The organism is Caballeronia zhejiangensis (assembly GCF_022879815.1).
GTDB lineage: Bacteria > Pseudomonadota > Gammaproteobacteria > Burkholderiales > Burkholderiaceae > Caballeronia > Caballeronia zhejiangensis.
The window spans coordinates 281,922-301,996 of record NZ_CP084284.1; the positions used below are offsets into that span (position 1 = coordinate 281,922).

At 63.2% G+C, this 20,075-nt stretch carries 19 protein-coding genes and 1 pseudogene; 13 read left to right on the plus strand and 7 right to left on the minus strand.

Annotated features, from left to right (window positions below):
• The first annotated feature begins 50 nt into the window (after window positions 1-50).
• From LDZ23_RS15790 to tssJ (LDZ23_RS15820), 7 genes and pseudogenes are all read left to right on the plus strand, one after another.
• On the plus strand, window positions 51-1,709 hold the full coding sequence (locus LDZ23_RS15790) for a type VI secretion system Vgr family protein (RefSeq protein WP_081987201.1): 1,659 nt from the start codon (window positions 51-53) through the stop codon (window positions 1,707-1,709).
• Window positions 1,592-2,290: pseudogene (locus tag LDZ23_RS15795) on the plus strand (type VI secretion IcmF C-terminal domain-containing protein); the annotation flags it as partial. The gene LDZ23_RS15790 and the pseudogene LDZ23_RS15795, both read left to right, overlap by 118 nt.
• Complete coding sequence (gene tssA / locus LDZ23_RS15800; RefSeq protein ID WP_033536085.1) at window positions 2,287-3,870, plus strand: type VI secretion system protein TssA; 1,584 nt, start codon at window positions 2,287-2,289, stop codon at window positions 3,868-3,870. The pseudogene LDZ23_RS15795 and the gene tssA, both read left to right, overlap by 4 nt.
• Before the next feature lie 7 nt (window positions 3,871-3,877).
• Entirely contained in the window at window positions 3,878-5,737 is a 1,860-nt protein-coding gene (gene tssF, locus LDZ23_RS15805) for a type VI secretion system baseplate subunit TssF (RefSeq protein WP_008353914.1), read from the plus strand.
• Entirely contained in the window at window positions 5,701-6,831 is a 1,131-nt protein-coding gene (tssG, locus tag LDZ23_RS15810; protein WP_008353912.1) for a type VI secretion system baseplate subunit TssG, read from the plus strand. Before tssF ends, tssG begins: the two co-directional genes overlap by 37 nt.
• A gap of 8 nt (window positions 6,832-6,839) precedes the next feature.
• Window positions 6,840-7,373, plus strand: a complete 534-nt coding sequence (gene tssJ, locus LDZ23_RS15815) for a type VI secretion system lipoprotein TssJ (protein WP_008353910.1) — start codon at window positions 6,840-6,842, stop codon at window positions 7,371-7,373.
• A 118-nt stretch (window positions 7,374-7,491) separates the two neighbouring features.
• On the plus strand, window positions 7,492-8,247 hold the full coding sequence (gene tssJ, locus LDZ23_RS15820; protein WP_284502726.1) for a type VI secretion system lipoprotein TssJ: 756 nt from the start codon (window positions 7,492-7,494) through the stop codon (window positions 8,245-8,247).
• Between the two features lie 44 nt (window positions 8,248-8,291).
• Here the strand turns inward: tssJ (LDZ23_RS15820) and LDZ23_RS15825 are convergent, their stop codons facing one another.
• Window positions 8,292-9,224, minus strand: coding sequence for a M23 family metallopeptidase (locus LDZ23_RS15825; RefSeq protein ID WP_008353907.1), 933 nt, complete (start codon window positions 9,222-9,224; stop codon window positions 8,292-8,294).
• A 222-nt stretch (window positions 9,225-9,446) separates the two neighbouring features.
• Between LDZ23_RS15825 and LDZ23_RS15830 the strand changes: the two genes are divergently transcribed.
• Window positions 9,447-10,898, plus strand: coding sequence for an aldehyde dehydrogenase family protein (locus tag LDZ23_RS15830; RefSeq protein WP_008353906.1), 1,452 nt, complete (start codon window positions 9,447-9,449; stop codon window positions 10,896-10,898).
• Window positions 10,899-10,983: 85 nt separating this feature from the next.
• On the opposite strand, the gene LDZ23_RS15835 is transcribed toward LDZ23_RS15830, so the two are convergent.
• The 3 genes from LDZ23_RS15835 to LDZ23_RS15845 all read right to left on the minus strand — a co-directional run bounded on the left by LDZ23_RS15835 (window position 10,984) and on the right by LDZ23_RS15845 (window position 12,722).
• The gene (locus LDZ23_RS15835; RefSeq protein WP_008353905.1) at window positions 10,984-11,322 is read right to left on the minus strand and encodes a hypothetical protein; all 339 of its coding nucleotides are present in this window, start codon (window positions 11,320-11,322) and stop codon (window positions 10,984-10,986) included.
• Between the two features lie 97 nt (window positions 11,323-11,419).
• Window positions 11,420-12,364 (minus strand): LysR family transcriptional regulator, encoded by a 945-nt coding sequence (locus LDZ23_RS15840; protein ID WP_033536098.1) that lies wholly within the window; start codon window positions 12,362-12,364, stop codon window positions 11,420-11,422.
• 61 nt (window positions 12,365-12,425) lie between these two features.
• A complete protein-coding gene (locus LDZ23_RS15845; protein WP_160172892.1) occupies window positions 12,426-12,722 on the minus strand; it encodes a hypothetical protein in 297 nt (98 codons plus the stop codon).
• A 120-nt stretch (window positions 12,723-12,842) separates the two neighbouring features.
• Between LDZ23_RS15845 and oxlT the strand changes: the two genes are divergently transcribed.
• The 5 genes from oxlT to LDZ23_RS15870 all read left to right on the plus strand — a co-directional run bounded on the left by oxlT (window position 12,843) and on the right by LDZ23_RS15870 (window position 17,345).
• A complete protein-coding gene (gene oxlT, locus LDZ23_RS15850) occupies window positions 12,843-14,174 on the plus strand; it encodes an oxalate/formate MFS antiporter (RefSeq protein ID WP_008353903.1) in 1,332 nt (443 codons plus the stop codon).
• Window positions 14,171-15,106 carry a LysR family transcriptional regulator gene (locus tag LDZ23_RS15855; RefSeq protein WP_008353902.1) on the plus strand — a complete coding sequence of 312 codons (936 nt, stop codon included), beginning with the start codon at window positions 14,171-14,173 and terminating at the stop codon, window positions 15,104-15,106. Before oxlT ends, LDZ23_RS15855 begins: the two co-directional genes overlap by 4 nt.
• A gap of 157 nt (window positions 15,107-15,263) precedes the next feature.
• The gene (locus tag LDZ23_RS15860) at window positions 15,264-16,277 is read left to right on the plus strand and encodes a 2-dehydropantoate 2-reductase (RefSeq protein WP_008353901.1); all 1,014 of its coding nucleotides are present in this window, start codon (window positions 15,264-15,266) and stop codon (window positions 16,275-16,277) included.
• Between the two features lie 113 nt (window positions 16,278-16,390).
• Window positions 16,391-16,612, plus strand: coding sequence for a hypothetical protein (locus tag LDZ23_RS15865; RefSeq protein ID WP_051079075.1), 222 nt, complete (start codon window positions 16,391-16,393; stop codon window positions 16,610-16,612).
• Window positions 16,602-17,345, plus strand: a complete 744-nt coding sequence (locus tag LDZ23_RS15870) for a GntR family transcriptional regulator (RefSeq protein WP_008353900.1) — start codon at window positions 16,602-16,604, stop codon at window positions 17,343-17,345. The genes LDZ23_RS15865 and LDZ23_RS15870 overlap by 11 nt, the downstream gene beginning before the upstream one ends.
• Before the next feature lie 54 nt (window positions 17,346-17,399).
• On the opposite strand, the gene LDZ23_RS15875 is transcribed toward LDZ23_RS15870, so the two are convergent.
• The 3 genes from LDZ23_RS15875 to sucC form a co-directional block, all read right to left on the minus strand.
• Complete coding sequence (locus tag LDZ23_RS15875; RefSeq protein WP_033536086.1) at window positions 17,400-17,597, minus strand: hypothetical protein; 198 nt, start codon at window positions 17,595-17,597, stop codon at window positions 17,400-17,402.
• Between the two features lie 90 nt (window positions 17,598-17,687).
• Window positions 17,688-18,560 (minus strand): succinate--CoA ligase subunit alpha, encoded by an 873-nt coding sequence (sucD, locus tag LDZ23_RS15880; RefSeq protein WP_008353897.1) that lies wholly within the window; start codon window positions 18,558-18,560, stop codon window positions 17,688-17,690.
• Entirely contained in the window at window positions 18,557-19,759 is a 1,203-nt protein-coding gene (gene sucC, locus LDZ23_RS15885) for an ADP-forming succinate--CoA ligase subunit beta (protein ID WP_008353896.1), read from the minus strand. The genes sucD and sucC overlap by 4 nt, the downstream gene beginning before the upstream one ends.
• Window positions 19,760-20,075 lie beyond the last annotated feature (316 nt).

Genomic DNA, 20,075 nt, shown 5'->3' on the forward strand with positions numbered 1-20,075 from the left:
TCTACCTAAGTTGTCGTCGAAGTGGCGCTTAGCAGGGAGAGTGCTTTCGCATGTCAATGGTATTGCCAAGTCAGGCCTACGGCCTCCAGTTGAAGCCCCACCCCGCGCCCATCTCAGTATTGAGCTTCAATGGCGAGGCGCAAATTAGCGCGCTCTACAAGTTCAATATCGAATTTACGAGCCCTGTCGCCGATATTCCGATGGATCAGGTCGTTGGGCGGTCTGCGGTGTTGACCATCGCCCCCATCGATCCTCAAGAAGCTTATCTGCGGCAGATGTTCGGTGAACGATGGAAGGACTTCAGCAAGGCGCCGGAGCCTAGCGTCACGCATGGCGTCATTGACAGGTTTGAGACGCTCGGCACATCGACCGATGAAACCCGGTATCGCGTCACCCTGGTGCCGAAGATCGCGGAATTGGCGAGAGGCCGCACATGCCGATTGTTTCAGAAGCAATCGGTCGTCGAGATCATCACCGATACGCTGCGCCACTACGATTATCGCCTCGGTGTCGATTTCGATTTCAAGAGTCTGCGCGGCACGTATAAGCGGCTCGAATACGAGACTCAGTTCTACGAGACCACGTTCGCGTTCATTCAGCGCCTCTGCGCCGAAGCGGGCATCTGGTTTCGCTTCGAGCAGAAGAGCGATCGGACGGTGATCATCTTCGGGGATGATCTGGATGCGTATGCCCGCAAGCAGCGGGTGGTTCCGTATCGCAGCCACTCGGGGCTGGAAAGCGTGGGTGCCGAATCGATCCGTTCGCTCAGGACGATCACGCAGCGCGTGCCCGAGGCGGTGCAACTGAACGACTACAACCATCGTCAGGCGGACGTCAATCTGTTGGTCGAGGAGAACACCGCGCGCGCGGACAAGACCACCGATGGTGTCGATGGGACGTGGGGCGAGCATTACGAAACGCTGGAGGAAGGTCGCCAGATCGCGCGTCTGCGCCATGAAGCGCACATCGCCACGCAGATCAGCTATCGCGCTCGGGGCAATCCGTTCTCGCTCGAAGTGGGCGAGGTGATCAGGCTGGACGTGAATCCCAAGGATGCGCCCAACGGCCTGCTCGTTACGTCGATGCGTTGCGGCGGCGGCCGGGGCGTGTCGTACTGGAACACTTTTCGGGCGATCCCGGCGGATCGCAAGTGGCGCACGAGCATCGACGTGATCGAGCGTCCCAAGGCCGAAGGCATCTGGCCGGCCAGGGTGGATTCTCCCGGCAACTATCACTATGGCTATCTCGATGAAAAGGGACGGTATGTCGTCAAGATGCCGTTCGATCTGGACGAGTGGAGTCCGGGGGGCGCGAGCCGTCCTATTCGTATGGCCAAGCCTTATGCGGGGGCGGACTACGGTCATCACATGCCGTTGATCCACGGCACGGAGGTGGCGCTCATCTTCACGGCACAGGATCCGAATCGGCCCGTGATCGTGGGGAGCTTGCACGACAGCCTGAATCCGGATCTGGTCAACAACCTGAACAACACCCGAAATCTCATCCGCACGGCTGCGAAGAACGAACTTCGCATGGAGGATATCCGTTCGCGGATTCCGACAACGACGCGTCGCTGCCCGACATGGCGCGCTTCATGCGAATGGATAACGGTGTCATCGCTCAGTTTGTGGCGACGGAACTGGCGGGCGTGGTCAAGCGTCAAGGTGATCAGTGGGTCGCGGCGCAGGGATCCGACCAGGGCACGCTGACGCTCGATCCCGCGTTCCTCGCTGCGCTGAACAAGCTGACGCGTGTATCGACCGCGCTGTTCCCCTCGGGCGACGCCCGCGTGCGCTTCGAGCTACGCGGCGCGCCCACACCGGGCATCACGGACATGAAGCTGGTGTCATCGGGACAGCAGCTTCATTACTTCAATCAGATGGAACAGTGGGTGCCGTTCGAATGGCCAGGCCAGGCGCTGGATAACGACGCGCAGCTTCAATGGGAAACGGAGGAAGGCGGCCTGCGCTCGACGATGTACGCGCAAGGCCGCTTTGCGCTCATCCGTCTGATGGAGCGCGCCAAGGTCTCGCAGCAGGACAACGCGCGCTACGTGTTGTCGTGGACGCCCGACCAGGGCGTGGGTCCGGCGCTTTCGGTGCAACTGCGCGCTGAAAGCGGCGCGGGGCCGCTCGATGTGCTGGCGCTGCGCCACTTCACGCTGCCGACGCACATCTTCATGACAAAGTCCGTTGCTGAGAGAGGTTCGGGCCCGAACCCGCCGCCTTTACCGCCAGGCGCGTTCTCAGCGGCGCAGAAAGTTGGCGTGCCGCTGCCGGGAGGTCGATGATGCTGGCCGGATTGCTCAAGAAACTTCTCCCGTCTCAGGACGCCGATCAGCTCACTAGAGCGCGTCTCGATGCATGGAACACGTGGCTCACGCCGTTGTCTGGCGAGAACGGCGTCGGCCGCGATCCCGGCTATGAAGATGCCTTCTTCGAAGTGAAGGACGAAGCGGGCAAGCTCTCGAATATCGACGACGCGTTGATCGTTCGCGCGTGCGAGCAGTTGACCAAGGAAGTCGGCAAGGATCTGCGCGTGGCGGGTTTCTATGCCTTCGCGCGTCTGCGCCAGGATGGGCCAGCAGGCTTTGCCGATGGGCTCGAACTGACGGCCGCCTTGGTAGACCGGTTCGGCGAGTCGGTGCATCCATCCCGTGCCGAAGCCAGGAAGGGCGCGCTCGAGATGCTGGCGACCGCGCGCATCCTCGATCTGCTCGACGCCCGTGGCGCGTTCGCCCCCGCCGATCTGGAACGCGCGATCGCCGCGCTCGATGTGATCGTCGGGCGCACCAACGCATGGGCGCAAGGCGCGCGTCCGAACCTGCAGGCGCTCGTCGCGCGCTTTGAGCGCCACGACGACGCCATACAAAGCGCCGAACCGAGCGCGAGCGCGCCGATTCCCGCAAGCTCGTCGCTGCCGTCATGCGGTCCGATAGTCTCCGCACGCGATCTGCTCGATCAGGCACGCACGATGGCCGCATGGCTGCGCGATCAGGAAAACGGCTATCTGCCGGCGGCGCGTCTGGTGCGCAGCATCCGCTGGGACACGCTGCACGAAGTGCCGCCGGGGGATGCGAGCGGGCGCACGCGGATCGAGCCGCCACGCAGCGAAATCCGCCAGCATTTCAAGCGGCTCGTGCTGCAGAAACAGTGGAACGAACTGCTCGAACGCGTCGAAGGCGCGTTCATGGAGGGCGTCAACCATCTGTGGTTCGACCTGCAGTATTTCCAGCACGTCGCGCTAGATAACGTGGGCGCGCCCTACAACGCATGGCGCGATCTGCTGCGCGCCGACTTCGCGCTCTTTCTCGAACGGCTGCCGGGCATCGAGCGGCTCGCGTTCAACGACGGCACTCCGTTCGCCGACGACGCCACGCTCGAATGGATCGCCCGCCACGCCGTGGTGCGCGATCTGGAAGCGGGCGAGAGCGTGGCGTCGCTGCCGGTATCCGCGGATGCCGATGAGCACGCGGCAGGCGACTGGCCCGAAATCGAAGCGCAAGCGCGCGATCTGTCGTCACGCGAAGGCATCGAAGCGGCGTTTGCGTGGCTCGATGCGTTACCGGGCATGAAGACCGAACGCCATCGATATCTGCAACGCCTGGTGATGGCGCGCGTCGCCGACTCGGCGGGCCGTGCGGATACCGCGCTCGCGCTGCTCGCCGAATTGGACGCCGCGTCGCACTCGCTGCCGCTCACGCGCTGGGAACCGGCGCTGGTCTTCGAAGTAAAGCAGCAATTGATGCGCGCGCTCAAAACGCAAACCACGCGCAAAGACGCCGACAAAATCGCTCTGGGCTCGCGCATCAACGAATTGCGCAACGAACTGACCGTGCTCGATCCCGCCCGCGCGCTGACGCTTTCATAACAAGGCAATGAAGAACCCCTACGTAATCGACGGCGATCTGAACGCCGATGTCGACAGCCGTTACGACGATCCGGTGCTCGGCTACTACGAAGCCGAGATGCGCTATCTGCGCGAGTCCGGGCGCGAATTCGCCCGCGCGCATCCGGACCGTGCGCGCATGCTCAATCTGGACCGCGTCGGCGACCGCGATCCGTATGTCGAGCGGCTCTACGAAGGCTTCGCGTTCCTGACCGGCCGTCTGCAGCAGAAGCTCGACGACGAACTGCCCGAGTTGACCGAAGGCCTCGTCAGCCTCTTGTGGCCGCACTATCTGCGGATGATTCCGTCGTTGTCGGTCGTGGAGCTGATTCCGCTCGGCGAGAAGATGCAGAGCACGATTCTCGTCCCCGCGGGCGTGGCTGTACGGTCCGCGCCGATTCCGGTCCCGAAGGACGGCGGTGAAGGCATCACGCCCGAGACGGTGCAGTGCCTCTATCGCACGACGCAGGCCGTGACGCTTCAGCCGATCCAGATCGCGCGCGCCGGCCCCGCCGTGCGGAACGACGGCAAATCGGTCATTCGCATCGCGTTCGAGCTGGATCGTTCGACGCGTCGGGCGGAAACGGATCTGTCCCGCATCCGCCTTCACTTGAGCGCGGAACTTCCGACGGCTTTCGCGATGCATCTGGCGCTTACCCGCCATGTCGAATCGATCGAATGGCGCGTGCCGGAAATACGCGATGGCGAGGCGCGCGCGCTCTCGGGCGTCACGCTCGAAGCAGCGGGTTTCTCGCCGGAAGAACGCCTGTGGCCGAAGGCGGACGCCGCGTTTTCCGGCTATCAACTGCTGCTCGAATACTTCACGTTCCGCGAGAAGTTCCTCTTCGTCGATATCTGCGGATTCGATCTCAATCAGCTTCCCGAAGCATCGACGCAATTCGAACTGGAGTTCGTGCTCAAGAAGGCGTATCCGGCAGACCAGCGTTTCACGAAGGACAACGTGCGCCTGTTCTGTTCGCCGGTCATCAATCTGTTTCAACTCGACGCGGAAACCGTCACGATCGATCATCACGAGACCGAGTATCGCGTGGTGCCGGCAGGCTATCAGGGCGGGCACGTCGAAACGTATTCCGTCGACGCAGTAGAGTCGTTCGATCACCTTACCTCGGAGCGCTACGAGTACGTGCCGTTCGCGACCTTTCGGCATCGCGGCGGGATGCTGCGGCACGAGTCGCCCGAGCGGTATTTCCATACGCGGGTGCGCGCGGGGCTGGATGGTCTGCATGAAACGTGGCTGATCTTGGGCGGCAACGCATGGGAGTCGATGGCGGATCTGCCCGAGGAAAGCCTGTCGCTGCGCGTGACCGGCACCAACGGGCTGCTGCCGCGCAAGGGCCTGCGCGAAGCACGTCTGGACGAACTCGCCGAGAGTACGCCGAACGTCGGTGGCGTGCGCAATCTCGTGGCGCCCACATTACCGCTCTATCCGCCCACGGGCGACCGCTTTCAATGGCGCGTGCTGTCGCATCTCGCGCCGAACTTCCTGTCGATGATGAACGCAGAAGTGCTGCGTGGCGCCCTCGCGCTCTACGACTGGACCAACGACGAGTTGAACCGAAGGCGGCTGGCGGGCATCCTGCATGTGTCGGAGGAATTGCTCGAAGAGATCACGGGCGGCGCGGTCGAGCGCGGCGTGCTGGTCGAAGTCACGCTGGATTCGCAAGCGTTCTCGGGCGAAGGCGATGTGATGTTGTTCGGGGAGCTGCTGCATCGCTTCTTCGAGCTGTATGCAGAGGTGAACCTCTTCACGAAGCTCGCGCTGGTGACGCTGCCATCGAAGGCGCGCATCGAATGGCCGCGCAGCAAGACGCATCGGGCGCCGCTATGAAGCCGCGCGATTTTCCGAATGTCGAGCCGCTGGTCGCGGCGTTGCTCGCACGCGCCCCGCGCATGAACTTCATGCAGTTGTGCCGGCTGTTCGAAGCGAGCGCGCCGGATCGTCCCGGTTTCGGTGAACGCGATACGCCCGCGCACGAGCCGGTGCGTTTCCGGTCGCGCGCGCGCATGGGTTTTCCCGCTGGCGAAATCGCTGCCGTCGAGTTCGATGACCTCGATGACGGCGGATACGGCGAACCGCTGCCGCCGACGATCCGCACGACCTTCATGGGCCTGTACGGCGTAGACGCGGTGATGCCGACGCACTACCTCGACGACATCGCCATGCGCGAGGAAGGGCACGAAGCCGTCGAAGCGTTTCTGGACCAGTTCAATCACCGGTTCGTGACGCTGTTGTATCGCGCGTGGAAGAAGTACCGCTACCCGGAGACCTTCCGGCACGGCGGCGCCGATCCGTACTCAAGGAACCTGCTGTGTCTCGCCGGCTTCGGCTGGGGCAATAAACCCGCGCGTGCGGGCTTGCCCGACTCCCGCATGCTCGCGCTTCTTGGTCTGCTCATTCAGCGCACGCGCACGCCGGAAGGGCTGGCGGGCGTGATCGCTTTGGGTGCGCCGGGCGTGGATGTGCGCGTCGACGAATTCTGGCCCGTGGCGAGGCGCGCGGGCCAAGGCCAGCCGCTAAGCGCGAAAGCGATGATGGAAGGCAAACCACGCGGGTTGGGCGGCGGCTACGTGCTCGGCAAGCGCGTGCATTACCGCAGTCGCGCGGTGCGCGTGACGCTGCGTCCGACGAACGCGCAACAGGCGCACGACTTGTTGCCTGGTGCGTGGCTCCATCGCGATTTGATGGCCCTGGCGCGGCTCTATATCGGCACGAAGGCGGACGTGCATCTGCGCATGCAGATGTCCTCGCGATTCACGCCCGAGCCAATGGTGGGCAAAGCGCGTGCGCCCGTATCGCCGCGCCTGGGCTGGACGGTGGTGCTGCCCGTTCGGCAGGAACGCGAGATCACGGTCGAGTTGGGCGTCTGCGAAGCGTTTCCGGCACCGCAGCCGAACCCATACCTCGAACCGCATGCCGCATGAGAGGCCGAATGATGTCGAAACCGAATCAAATGGCCTGCGCGGTGTTGCTCATTCTCGGGCTGTCAGGCTGCGGCCTCTGGCAGGCGACCTCCGACGGAGCCACGAGCGCTTATCAAGCGATGACCGACTGGCGCGTGAAAGCGGTCGACGTCGACATGCGCGCCCGTGCCGGCCTGAATCCGGACGCTTCGGGCCATCCGCATCCGGTGGCGGTGCGCGTCTATCAGTTGAAGGATCGCGCGCGCTTCGACAGCGCGTCGTTCAACGAGCTTCTCCACCACGACCGCAGCGTGCTTGGGCGCGATCTGCAAGCGAGCGTGTCTGCCGTGGTCAATCCCGGCGCATCGGCGAGCGTGTCGCAGCCGATGCAAAAGGAGACCGCGTTCATCGCAATTGCCGCGTTCTATCGGAACGCCGATCAGGCGGGCGGCTGGAAGCAGGTCATCGCGGCCAGGAAGCTCCCTGACGACGCGCCGGTAAAGCTGACGCTGGCGGACAGCAAGCTCGATATGGAAAGCAAGGCGAAGGCGGGCAAGAAATGACGCGCGGCAGCGTCTGTCGTCGCCATCGTAGCTAAAGGGCGGTCGCGACAAAAGACCGATGGCTTCAAACATCAAACCGAATCGAAATCGACAATAACCAGCAATGCGGCACAACAGATTGAACGAATTACGCGGCGATGGCCTCGTCGCCCGCGCGACCCGAAGCGTGAACTCGGCGCTCTTTTTCATCGGCGCGCTTACGCTCGCCGGCTGCGGCGCATGGCAGGCCACCAAGGACAGCACGGTAAGCGCAGCCGAGTGGCTCTTCACCACGCAAGTCAAGTCGATGAACGTCGAACTGAACGGTCGCGCCGCGTTGAACGAGAACGCGACCGGCCAGCCGCTTTCGACGGTGGTGCGGTTCTATCAGCTCAAGGATTCGAAGACCTTCGCGCAACTCGAATACGTCCAGTTGCAGAACGCCGATCTCGAACTGCTCAAGACGGATCTCGTCGCCACCAAGGACGTCGTGCTGCGCCCGGGCGCGAGCGCGAGCGTTGCCGAACCGATGCAGAAGGACGCCGAGTACGTTGGCGTAGTGGCGTTCTTCCGCTCGCCGAGCAGCAACGGCGTGTGGAAGCTGTTGATTCCGAAGAAGCAGTGGAAGGACACCGATCCGGTGAGAATCAGTGTGCAGAGCAATCTGCTCGTGCTCGAAGGTGCGGATCCGAAAGCCGTGAAACGCGATGCGCCGCAGCAGTCCGTATCGAACGCCGGGGCGGCTGCCGCGTCGGCGGCGTCGAGTGTCTCGGGAGCCGCCGCCGCGAGCAAAGCGGCGGCGCAGAGCGTCAACACGGCGACCGACGCGCTCACAAGCGCCAAAGCGAGCGCAAGTTCGCTCTCGAAGAGCGCCGGCGGGTTGCTTTCAAATTGAACGTGTCGGAATGGTCCACCCGGCAGACCAATTCTTACCTCGTCTCACGCATGCGAGTCGCCCGCAAACAGCGCGAGATATCCTTCCGGGTCGACCGGCTTCCCGCCCACACGCACCTCGAAATGCAGATGCGGTCCCGTCGATCGACCCGTCGAGCCCACCTCGGCGATAGTCTCGCGCGGCTCGACCTGCTGTCCGACGCGCACTTCGATCTTCGAAGCGTGAGCGTATCGCGTGATAAAGCCGTTGCCGTGATCGATCTCGACCGTATTGCCATAGCCCGGCATCGGTCCGGCGTGGATCACGCGGCCGCCGGCGGCCGCGAGAATCGGCGTACCTGTCGGGGCGACCAGATCCACGCCCGGGTGGAAACTCAGGTGACGATTGAACGGATCCAGACGGTTCCCGAACGATGAACTCGTTCGTCCGAACGCGAGCGGACGACGCCCCGGAAAGGCTTCCCACGCCGCCTCGTGCTGCGCCGCGTCTTGTTCGAGCGCGCCAAGCGTCGTCGCCAGGCAGTCGAGTTCGTTGCTTCGGTTTCGCGGCTCCGGTCGCGCGTCGGCGGCCTGGCAAGGGCGGGGCGGAAGCTCTGGGCCGCCCGCTGCGTCGCTGGAGGCCGCGCGCACCGAGGCCACTGCGCTGGTCGCCGTGGCGCGCGGCGGTTTTGCGCGCAAGCGTTGATCGAACCCACTGAGCGTGTCCAACTGCGCAGCGAGCCGCTCCACGCGCGCATCGAGCGCGGCGTTCGACGCCTTCAGACGCGCGAGCTCATCGGCGTTGTAAGGGGCTTGGGCGTATCGGACGGCGGCGGGCTCCTGCGCACGCCGCATCTGAACGTCATACTGGCCCAGCGCGAGACCGCCTGCCAGCGCCAGCACCGCCACCGAGCAGGCAGTACCAACGATGGCGCGCAGCGCGCCTCGCCGCATCACGATGTAAAGATCGTTTTTCGAGCGCGAGATGACTGACACCACCCTTATCTCCCTGCAATCAGTGCGAGTTTTGAGATGGTAGGAGCGCGCCGGATCTCGGCCTATCGGACGAATCAGAGAAATTTGGGACAAGAGTCGATTCCGCGGCCTGCGCTATATCCGCTCATACATTCCGCCCTATATAAACAATAAAAATGTTTTGCTTTCATAGATGGTTCTTCTCCCTCAACATGAAGTGATCCGAAAAAGCAACTGGAGCGAGACATGGAAAGCACCGCGGATTTGAAGCGCTATGAATTGCTGATCAATGGCGAGTTCGTCCCGCCGAGCGGAGGCGACTACTCGACGAACCTCGATCCTTCGAACGAGAATCCGATCGCCCACGTCGCGCAAGGCACGTCCGCCGATGTCGACCGCGCGGTGCAGGCGGCGCGCGCCGCGCTCAAGCCGTGGAATGCGATCCGCGCCGCCGAACGCGGCCGAATCCTGATGAAGCTTGCCGATCTCCTGCGCGAAAATCAGGAAGAACTCGCGGCGCTCGAAAGTCTCGATGCCGGCAAGCCGATCTCCGGCGTACAACGCCAGGACGTGCCCGCCGCCATCGATACGCTCGCCTACTATGCCGGCTGGTGCGACAAGATCAACGGCCAGGTCGTGCCCGCACGCCCCGACGCGCTGACCTACACCGTGCGCGAGCCGATCGGCGTCGTCGCGGCGATCGTGCCGTGGAATTTCCCGCTGATGATCGGCATGTGGAAGATCGCGCCCGCGCTCGCGTGCGGCTGCACGCTGATCGTCAAGCCGGCCGAAATCACGCCGCTTTCGGCGCTGATGGTCGGGCGGCTCGCGCTGGAAGCCGGCGTGCCGCCGGGCGTGCTCAACATCGTGACCGGCAAGGGCTCGGTCGTCGGCGATTCCCTCGTCGCGCATCCGGGCGTCGACAAGGTGACGTTCACCGGCTCGCCGTCCGTCGGGCGCGGCATTCTGCAGGGCGCGGCGGGCAACTTCAAGCGCGTCACGCTCGAACTAGGCGGCAAGTCCGCCAACGTGATCTTCGCGGATGCGAACATCGACGGCGCCGTGCGCGCGGCCGCATCGGGCATCTTCTTCAACGCGGGGCAAGTCTGCTCGGCGGGCTCGCGCATTCTCGCGCAGCGCGCCGTATACGACGAAGTCGTCGAGCGCCTCGCCCAGCGCGCGCAGACGATCAAGCTCGGCGATCCGTCCAAACGCGAAACCAACATGGGCCCGCTCATTTCCGCCAAGCAGATGAAGAGCGTGCTCGACTACGTGGACATCGGCACGGGCGAGGGCGCCTCGCTCGTGACAGGCGGCAAGCGCGCGGGCGAACGCGGCTATTTCGTGGAGCCGACGGTGTTCGCCAACGTCGAGCACGAGATGCGCATCTCGCAGGAAGAGATCTTCGGGCCGGTCGCGAGCGTGATTCCCTTCGACGACGAAGCCGACGCGCTGCGCATCGCCAACGGCACCGCGTACAGTCTCGCAGCGGGCGTCTGGAGCGCGGATATCGGCCGCGTGCATCGCATGGCCGCGGAATTGAAAGCGGGCACGGTCTGGGTCAATACCTACGGTTTCACGGACGTGCGCCTGCCGTGGGGCGGCGGCGGCGACTCGGGCTTCGGCCGCGAACATGGCGACGTCGCCATCGAGAATTTCACCGAGCCGAAGGCGGTCTGGGTGGCGCTGACGCCTTGACGGAATGAACGCCGCGGCCAACCGCGGCGAAAGGGAAACGGGCGGTCCGACTCATCGAACCGCCCGTTTGGATCGGAAAGACCCGTCAGACGCGCGCCGTTTCCTCGTTGCGCGCCCGCCAGAGCCGCGCCCGCTGCGTGCTGTCTTCATATTGGACCGTGTTTTGCCGGCAGGCTTCGATTGTCGAATTCTTGCGCTCGACGATCGCCTGGCAAAGAAACTCGGCGCTGTAGGCCGTCAGCAAATGCGGGGAATGGGTTGCGATGTACTGTGCGATCTTCCCGTAATCGCTATCCGCCGATGCCAGCGCGCGATACGTCTGCACATCCCAGCGGAACATCAGGTCGAGTTCTTCGAAAGCCGTGTTGAACGCGCAGACTTGCGCCTGAAGTTCGCGGTCATCGTCGTGCGTTGCATGGATCATGATCGTCTCCTGTATGGCCGTGGGGCTTGAATGCAGGATAGAAAAGTCGATCCATATACGATAGTTAAAGTTTTTTCGCTTATCTATTCAGAAAGAATTATGCGTTCGGTTTGCCCGTCTTCGCGACGATTTGCGTGATCGCTTCGATCTGCGCTGCGCCTTCTTCGATCAGAAACTGCTTGAACGCAAGCGCCACCGGCGGTAGCCGCTTGTTGTTCCGATGCACGACGAACCAGTTGAGCATCACGGGAAAGCCCTCGATATCGAGCACCGCCAGCTTTCCGACCTGCAATTCCATGCTGATCGTGTGCGCGGACAAGAAGCTCAGGCCCATGCCGGCGATCACCGCCTGCTTGATCGTCTCCGTGCTGGTGATTTCCATCGCGACGTTAAGGTTCGGCAGCCGTCCGCCGAATCCTTCTTCCATCGAATTCCAGGTGTCGGAGCCACGCTCGCGCACGATGAACGGTTCGTCGGCGAGCGCTTCGAGCGGCAAGTTCCTCCGTCCGACGAGCGGATGATCCGGCGGCGCGACGATCACGTACGGATGGGGCGCGAATGAGACGTTCACCGTGTCCATATCGCGCGGGGGGCGGACCATCACGGCGAGATCGGTGAGATTGTCGGACAGCTGATGCAGCAGTTCCTCGCGATTGTGTACCGCGAGATTGAGCCGGACATCGGTATTGCGCTGCGTGAACGCGGCGAGCAAGCGGGGGAAAAAGTAATCGCCCGCGCTGATCACCGCGACGTTGAGCGTGCCGCCCGCGATGCCTTTGAGTCGGGCCATCGCATCGTCGGCTTCGCGGAATTGCTCCAGAATCGCGCGGCTGTAGTGAAGCATTTCATTTCCGGCCGGCGTCAGATAGATTTTCTTGCCGAGCTGCTCGAACAGCGGCAGCCCGGCGTGCTCCTCCAGTTGCTTCACCTGCGTCGAAACAGCCGGCTGCGTAAGGTAGAGCTCTTCAGCGGCGCGCGAGAAACTCAGTCGACGGGCGACGGTCTCGAAGATCTTGAGTTGACGCAGGGTGGCGTTGCGCAGCACAGCAATCCCTCATCCATTAACGATCACTAATTTATACAATAATTTTTTCTAACTTTCCTTAATCGTTTTTCTCCCCCACGATGCTTTCACGTCCGCGAAAGTTGTAAGGCGGACGGTTGCGCCAAGAGCGAACCGGCCACGCCAGACCCCAGGCATCGGCCAGTTTGCCGCAAAGCAACACGAGCACACTCGCAGCATGGAAGCCTGCAAAGGCTGCACAACCCATCCGGACTTTATTGGGAATCGCTTTGAAATGATTCTTCGATCGCCTGAAGCGGATGTTTGCCGGATGTGCGAATCGATCGCCCACCTCAAAACGCGCGACATGCGCAATACCCGTGACCGGCGGCCTCACGCCCATGCCGCCTGGACCGAGCATTTCCCCTGACCGACCGCTCGCCGCCGACGCACCGCGCCGGCTTCTCGCAGCACATCAAGCGCCGTACGAGCGCTAAGACAGATAACGGAGACAGACATGGCAAGCGCAGACACGGTTGTGTCCGGGCAATCGCACGGGCGTCACCACAACAGATGGATCCAGCTCGCAGTCGGCATCGTATGCATGGGGCTGGTCGCCAACCTCCAGTACGCATGGACTCTTTTCGTCGTTCCGATGGATGCGAAGCACCATTGGGGTCAAGCGGCGATTCAAACCGCCTTCACCATCTTCATCGTCACTGAAACGTGGCTCGTGCCCGTCGAGGGCTGGCTCGTCGATAAATTCGGACCGCGCCCGGTCGTGATGGGCGGCGCACTTTGCGCCGCCATCGGCTGGATGATCGACGCCCACGCCACCACGCTCACGCATCTGTACATCGCCGCCGTGGTCGCAGGTATCGGCGCCGGTTGCGTGTATGGCACCTGCGTCGGCACGGCGCTCAAGTGGTTCCCGGACAAGCGCGGTCTCGCGGCGGGCCTGACCGCTGCTGGCTTCGGCGCGGGCGCGGCTGTCACGGTGATTCCGATCTCGAACATGATCCAGAGCTCAGGCTACGAGCACGCGTTCATGTTCTTCGGCATCCTGCAGGGCGCGTGCATCTTCGTGCTCGCGCTGATGCTCGTGCGGCCGAATCCGCCGAAAGGCATCGTGCCGGCCAAGCGCATCGTGTCGACGAAGATCGACTACACGACAGGACAGATGGTGCGCTCGCCGCTCTTCTGGGTGCTGTATCTGATGTTCGTGTTCGTCGCGGCGGGCGGCGTGATCGCGACCGCGCAGTTCGGGCCGATCGCGAAGGAATACGGCTTCGCCAAGATGCCGGTGAATCTGCTCGGCGTAACGCTGCCGCTGCTCGCGATGACGCTGTCCATCGACAATCTGTGCAACGGCTTCACGCGTCCGCTGTGCGGCTTCATCTCGGACAAGATCGGCCGCGAAAACACGATGTTCATCATCTTTCTCGGTGAAGGCGTCGCGCTGCTCGGGCTGATGGAGTTCGGCCACAATCCGTATCTCTTCATGCTGTTCGCGGCGATGACGTTCCTCTGCTGGGGCGAAATCTTCTCGATCTTCCCGGCGACCTGCGCGGACACCTTCGGCAGCAAGTACGCCGCCGCCAACGCGGGCACGCTCTACACCGCGAAAGGCACGGCGTCGATGCTGGTGCCGCTCGCTTCGGTGCTCGCGTCGATCGGGTCGTGGAACGCGGTGTTCATCACGGCGGCGGTGACGTCGATCGCGGCGGGACTGTGCGCGAAATTCGTTCTCGCGCCGATGCGAAAGCGCTGGATCGAAAACACGCTCACGGAAGAGTCGTCGGCCGAATCGTCGATCAACGCGTCGTTACGGACCGGCTCGATTCAATGAAACAGGGCACGCCGACGTTGAGCGTATCGCTGCATCAACTGAGGCTTTTCGTCACCCTCGCGCGGCATCGCAGCTTCACGCGCGCGGGCGACGATCTCGGCATCACCCAATCGGCGGTGAGCCGCAGCATTCGCGAACTCGAAGATGAAATCGCGCTGCGGCTCTTCGATCGCACGACGCGTCAGGTCGCGCTCACCGAAACCGGACGCAAGCTGCTCGCCCGCATTGCGCCGCTCGTCGAGGAACTGGAAGCGACTCTGCGGCCGCGCGCGCAAGAGGGCGGCGAGCCGGGCGTCGTCAATCTCGCGAGCAGTTGCGCTCTCACGGCGAGCGTTTTGCCCGCGATGCTCGCATCGTGTCGCGAACGTCTGCCGGAAGTCACGATCATCGTGATGGATCGGCCGCAAAACGCCGTGCTGCAACTCGTGCGTTCGGGCGAGGCGGAACTGGGCGTCGCGATCGCGCCCGACAATCTCGACGAACTCGCCGCCGAGCCTCTTTTCGCCGATGGACTTGCTGCCGTCGTCAGCGCGTCACATCGACTGAGCGCGGCGGCGGGCATCGACTGGCAGCAGTTGCGCGGCACGCCGCTTCTCCTGCTCGACGATGACACCGGCAGCCTGGGCGCCATCGAGGCTGCGCTCGCGCTGCACGGCGTCGCGGGCGCGGTGCGCCAGAAATTCACGCAAGCTGCCGCGGTTGCGCGCATGGCGGAAGCCGGCCTCGGCGTCGGTATCCTGCCGATGCACGCGCGCGCTGCCATTGACTGCGCGCAGACGCGCATCATCCCGCTCGTGCCGGACACGTCGCGCACGATCATGCTCGTACGGCGCAAGAGCCGCGCGCTGCGCTCGAGCGCGGCGAACGTCTGGTCACACATCGTCGCATCCTCGTCGCATACTTTCATCTCGGGTCAGGCCGTCGAGGTCTGACCGACTTCTTGCCGCTGAAGGAAGCCCGCGGCGCATCTCGCGCATGCGGGTTTTCGCTCGTCTGCGAGCGCACGATTCGCCTTGTCCTGTCTGCACTCGGAATGTAGTATCTTGTATATCAGAGAGATATAAAGCTACAACCCTCAGGAGACGAACCATGAAGATCTGCGTGTACGGCGCCGGAGCGATCGGCGGCTATATGGGCGCGCAACTGGCGCGAGCGGGTGCGGACGTCAGTTTCGTCGCGCGCGGGCCGCATCTCGCGGCGATGCAGGCGAACGGCGTCAAGCTCCGGATCGATGGCGAGGAGCACACCGTCAAGGTGCGCTGCACGAACAATGCCGCCGAACTCGGCCCGCAGGATTACGTGATCGTCGCGCTGAAGGCGCATTCGATTCCGGGCGTCGTCGATCTGATTCCGCCGCTGCTCGGCCCGGAAACCGCGATCGTCACGGCCGTCAACGGTCTGCCTTACTGGTATTTCTACAAACACGGCGGCGAGCTCGAAGGCACGAAACTGCAGAGCGTCGATCCTGGCGGCCGCCAGTGGGACGTGTTCGGTCCGGAACGCGCGATCGGCTGCGTGCTGCTGCCGGCGGCGGAAATCGCGGAGCCGGGCGTCATCGAACATCACTACGGCAAGAAATTTCCCATCGGCGAGCCGAGCGGCGAAATCACGCCGCGTCTGCAGGCGCTGCACGACATGATGGCGAAGGCGGATATGGAAGCGCCGATGCGCGACAACATCCGCGATGAAATCTGGCTGAAGCTCTGGGGCAATCTGTGCTTCAACCCGATCAGCGCGTTGACCGGCGCGACGCTCGACGTGCTCACGAGCGATCCCGGCACGCGCGCGCTCTCGAAGGCGATGATGCTGGAGGCGAAGGCGATCGGCGACAGGATCGGCGTGAATTTCCGCGTCGACGTTGAGCGGCGCATCAACGGCGCGGGCGCGGTCGGCGCGCACAAGACGTCGATGCTGATGGACTGCGAGGCCGGACGCCCGATGGAAATCGATCCGCTGATGACGGTCGTGCAGGAAATCGGCCGCCTCGTGCACGTCGAAACTCCGATGCTCGATGCCGTTCTCGCATTGATCAAGCTGCGCGAAGGCGTGAATCAGGGCACGGCGAAGCCGCTGCCGCTCCCGCAATCTCAAAAAGCCGCCTAAACTGCAGACGAAGGGACCAGCGTTGTTTCTGATATACAAGATGCAAAATACTTGCGTGCTGTTGCGATGCAGCATATACTGAGGGCTCTTGAGTGATTCAACTGGAGCCTGAAATGAGCATCGCCCTGCTGGTTGTTGTCGGATTCGCGCTGGTTGCCGTTGGTGTAGGTGTTACGTTTATGATTGCGTCGGCCGTGCCGCAAAGCATGCTGCAGCGCGCACAGGATCACGGTCGCTTCGCCGGTCTCGCGGCGGATGACCAGAACGGCGGTTCGGGCAAGCGTGTCGACGCTCGCCGTCCGCACTTGGGAAATCAAGCCATCAATGCCATCTGATACTCAATCCGTAGATAGTCCGGAAGTTCGCCCCGATGTACGTCCGCCCGGGCTGACGCTTTCGCTGGAGCCGATCAATGCCACGGTTTCGCTGCGCGATCAGGCGTACGCGAAGCTGCGGCAGGCGATCGCCGAGGCGGACATCTATCGTTCGCGGGAAGAAATCCGTCTCGACGAGAAAGAACTGACCGAAGCGCTCGGCGTGTCCCGCACGCCGATTCGCGAGGCCATGACGCTGCTCGAGCAGGAAGGTTTTCTGCGCACGGTGCCGCGCCGCGGCGTCTATATCTTGCGCAAGACCAAGCGCGAGATCGTCGAGATGATTCACATGTGGGCGGCGCTGGAAAGCATGGCGGCGCGCCTCGCGACGCAGCGCGCGACGGACGAGGAAATCGCCCATCTGCGCCACATGTTCGACAATTTCCGCGACTCGACGCCCGCCGAGCATATCGACGAGTATTCGGAAGCGAATATCGCGTTCCATTCGGCGATCGTGCGGCTGTCGAAGTCGGAAATCATCTTCGACACGATCAAGAACATCTTCGTGCACGTCCGCGCGATCCGTAAGATGACGATCTCGCAGAGCGACCGGGCGTCGCGCTCGATCGTCGATCACATGCGGATCATCGAGGCGCTGGAGAAGCGCGACACGGAGCTGGTCGAGCGGCTCGTGAAGCAGCATTCGCTCGATCTGGCGGCGTTCGTCGAGGCGAATTGCGACTTTCTGGACTGATGACGGATTGAGTTGGAAAGCAAAAAACCGCATGGCGTTCGCCGTGCGGTTTTTTTATTTCGTCGTCGATCGAAACGGTGATGCGCGAAGCGGATAGTCGTCGCTCGGCAGCGCGCCGCGCGTCTCGACGGGCACGAAGCCGGGCGCATGACTCGGAGCCGGCGCGACGGCTTGCGATGTCGCGAACGACAGGGCAGTGACCTGGCCGATGCGCAAGGCCACCGCCATCGCAGAGTCGAGGTAGACGAACATGGCGCGGAAAAAAGGCGCAAGTCTATCGATGCTGCCCTTTCTCAGCAATAGCGCGCGCCCTTGCTCGGCCCGCGCCGGTTGCCCGCGTGACTAACGCATCGCGTGCAGCATCGTTTCGCCGAGCGCGGCCGGCGAATCGGCGACGTGAATGCCCGCCGATTTCATCGCGTCGATCTTCGCGCTGGCCGTGCCCGATCCGCCCGAGATGATCGCGCCCGCGTGACCCATGCGGCGTCCCGGCGGCGCGGTCGTTCCGGCGATGAAACCGACCACTGGCTTCGTCGTCTTCGCGTCCTTGAGAAACTGCGCGGCTTCTTCCTCCGCCGATCCGCCGATCTCGCCGATCATGATGATGCCCTCGGTCGCATCGTCCTCCAGAAAGAGCGACAGGCAATCGATGAAGTTCGTCCCGTTCACCGGATCGCCGCCGATACCGATGCACGTCGTCTGCCCGAGGCCGGCCGCGGTCGTCTGCGCGACGGCCTCATAGGTCAGCGTGCCCGAACGCGATACGACGCCGATCTTCCCCGGCCGGTGAATATGCCCCGGCATGATGCCGATCTTGCACTGCCCCGGCGTGATGACGCCCGGACAGTTCGGCCCGACGAGCCGGCTCGACGAACCGCTCAACGCGCGCTTCACGCGCAGCATGTCGAGCACCGGAATGCCTTCCGTGATGCAGACGATGAACGGCACCTGCGCGTCGATGGCTTCGAGAATCGCATCGGCGGCGAAGGGCGGCGGCACATAGATGACGGAGGCGTCGGCGCCCGTTTTCGCGACGGCATCGGCGACGGTGTCGAACACGGGCAAGTCCAGATGCGTCGTGCCGCCTTTGCCCGGCGTCACGCCGCCGACCATGCGCGTGCCGTACGCGATCGCCTGTTCGGAATGAAACGTGCCTTGCGCGCCGGTGAAGCCCTGGCAGATGACCTTCGTATCTTTATTGATGAGAACGCTCATTGGGCCACTCCTTGAGCGACGGCGCTGACGATCTTGTCGGCGGCATCGGCGAGATTTTCGGCGGGGATGATGGTGAGACCGGACGTGCGCAGAATCTCTCGGCCCGCATCGACATTCGTGCCTGCGAGGCGCACGACGAGCGGCACGCTCAGATCGATCTCGCGCGCGGCCGCGACGACGCCTTGCGCGATCACGTCGCAGCGCATGATGCCGCCGAAGATGTTGACGAGAATGCCCTGCACCTTCGGGTCGCGCAGGATCAGCTTGAACGCGGTCGCGACGCGCTCCTGGGTCGCGCCGCCGCCGACGTCGAGAAAGTTCGCCGGCTCGCCGCCGTAGAGCTTGATGATGTCCATCGTGGCCATCGCGAGGCCCGCGCCGTTCACCATGCAGCCGATATTGCCGTCGAGCTTGACGTAGTTCAGACCGTGCTTCGCCGCTTCGATTTCGGCGGGATCTTCCTCGTCCTCGTCGCGCAGTTTCTCGATGTCGGGATGGCGATACAGCGCGTTGTCGTCGAAATTGAGCTTCGCGTCGAGCGCCATCACGTCGCCGGAGCCGGTCACGACGAGCGGATTCACTTCCACGATCGACGCATCCAGATCGACGAACGCCTGATACAGCGCCGTGACGAACTTCGACGCAGCCTTGATCTGATTGCCGGTGAGCCCGAGTCCGAACGCGATCTGGCGCGTGTGAAAGGGCTGAAGCCCGGTCGCCGGATCGATCGCGACCTTGAGAATTTTTTCCGGCGTGCGATGCGCGACTTCCTCGATCTCCATGCCGCCTTCCGTCGACGCCATGATCGTGATGCGCGAGTTGGCGCGATCGACCAGCATGCCGAGATACAGCTCGCGCGCGATATCGCAGCCTTCTTCGACGTAGAGCCGCTTCACTTCCTTGCCCGCCGGCCCCGTCTGCTTGGTCACGAGCACGGACGCGAGCATCTTCTGCGCGTTCTCGCGCACTTCGTCGACCGACTTCACCACGCGCACGCCGCCTTTTCCGTCCGGATCGTTGGCGAAGCGCCCGGCGCCGCGGCCGCCCGCGTGAATCTGCGACTTCACGACCCAGACGGGTCCGGGCAGCGCGCGCGCCGCATCGGCGGCCTCCGTCGCGGAAAAGGCGACGCGGCCCTCCGGAACCGCGACGCCGTACTTTCGCAGCAGCGCCTTCGCCTGATATTCGTGGATGTTCATCTCGTCTCCTGATGTCCTCTGATGGGAATGAGCGAGCCGAGCAACAGCATCGTCGGCGCGCTGAAATACTGTATATCAGATTTCACCACGCGCAAAACTTTCGTTTGCGGGCTTCTGCAGCGTTAAATGAGTGCTTAACGGGCCGAGGCGGACGACGGTGATTGATGCACTGCAGAATTAAAAATCGGTCGAGCGTTGCTCACAGCGGCGTTCAAGGGATCGTGCGCTGCATCACAGGGTTTTCATCGACCGGCGGACGGTTGACTAATACTGTGTGTGGAATATTGTATATCACAGGAGGCGGGTCGCTTTGCGG